Here is a 1,597-nt window from a genome sequence, read left to right as displayed (position 1 = left end):
TTTAGTACCATAAATAGTGTAAGAAAGAAAGTGATTTCTATCTTGCACTATTTTTGTATAATGAAGAAGTAGTATGACGAGGTGGTTTTAGGGTTAAAATATCCGTCATAAAAACTGTCATCTACCTCTTCATTATTCATATTCGGTTAAGCAGGTTGGGCAAAACGTCCGTGTCACGAGCTAAAATGAGTGTAATGGTGCAGGTAGAAACTACAAATCAAAAGAAAGAAGGTAATAAAATGATATCTATAGGAATAGATATAGCAAAAGAAAAGTTTACAGTCTGTGCACTAGAACAAGGTAGCAAAATCATTTGGAATCCTTTTGATATTCATCTTAAGAAAACAAAAGTAGAGGAATTTTTAAAGAAACTAGATGCGTTAAATGAAGAAGTAAAAATAGTCATGGAAGCAACAGGGAAATACCATCTTCCAATCCTCTATGAATTAAAAGACAAAGGATACTTTGTAAGTGTGATAAACCCATTAAAAATGAAACAGTTTTGTCGAGTACTTAACTTTAGAAAAGCAAAAAATGATAATATAGATGCCATACAAATAGCTGAATATGGGTTGATGTACTGGAAAGAACTACAAGAATACAAGGTGGATTCAGAAAGTTTCAGAGCCCTAAAAGAATTAAACAGATCCTATCAGCACTACATGGAATTAAGAATCAATCAAATGAACTTCATAGACCAAACAATAAGCCAAACATTTCCGGGAATAAAAAAACTAATACCCCACGCTTCAGGAGACTTTTCAAAAGACAAACTATTAGATTTCTTAGAAACATGGTGGCATAAAAACCTAGTATTGGAAAAACCAGAAGAAAAATTCATAGAAGAATTTAAAAACTGGGCAAAAGAAAAGAGATACCATCCTAATGCTGATAAAGCTAAATCCATATACAAGCTCGCAGAGGAAAGTATCTCAATTCAACCTTCTAATAGCTCATATATAAAGATGAACATACAAGAAGGGATAGAATTGATAAAACATATAAATCAAATTCTACATACTATTTTATCACAAATGATAGAAATTTCCGAGCCCTTAGAAGAATATCAAGAAGCAAAGAAATTCTCCGGCATATCAGATAAATTAGCAGTGCAAATCACAGCAGAATTTGGCGATTTATCAAAATTTAAAAATAAAAAAAGTTTAATATCCTTTGTAGGAATAGATTCACCTCCATATGAGTCAGGGAACTTTAAAGCAGATCAGAGAAAAATAACAAAAAGAGGTAATGCAATACTAAGAAAAGTAGGTTACCAAGCTATGAAATGTATGATGAGCGCTAAAGATCCTGAAAATGATATATATCAATATATGGTAAAAAAAGAAAAAGATGGAAAAGCTAAAAAAGTATGTAAATTTGCAGGATTAAATAAATTCTTAAGAATATACTATGCAAAAGTTATGGCATCAAAACAAGAAAAGACGTTGTTAAAAGCAGCCTAGAATCAAGAACAACAATAGCTAAAACAAGCCGATTGTAACCGGCTTATTTGCCATGCTCAAATTTAAACTCTAATTAACAAGGAGAAAAGTAAAATTAATTTGCTTTTCTACTTGACTTTTGTTAGCAGGTTTTT

The 1,597-nt window shown here is 31.2% G+C and carries 1 protein-coding gene; it reads left to right on the top strand.

All coding sequences use genetic code 11. The annotated features are described in order from the left end of the window. Positions 1-185 precede the first annotated feature (185 nt). Entirely contained in the window at positions 186-1,463 is a 1,278-nt protein-coding gene (locus NH286_RS10585; protein ID WP_265238772.1) for an IS110 family transposase, read from the top strand. The last annotated feature ends 134 nt before the right edge of the window (positions 1,464-1,597 follow it).

Origin of the sequence: Anaerococcus sp. NML200574 (genome assembly GCF_026131665.1) — a bacterium.
GTDB lineage: Bacteria > Bacillota > Clostridia > Tissierellales > Peptoniphilaceae > Anaerococcus > Anaerococcus kampingae.
Note: the sequence above shows the minus strand (reverse complement) of the source record. Positions and strands in the feature narration are given on the sequence as shown.

Coding starts and splice junctions, on each gene's coding strand:
- NH286_RS10585 (WP_265238772.1), top strand. CDS start 186: ATGAGTGTAATGGTGCAGGTAGAAACTACAAATCAAAAGAAAGAAGGT.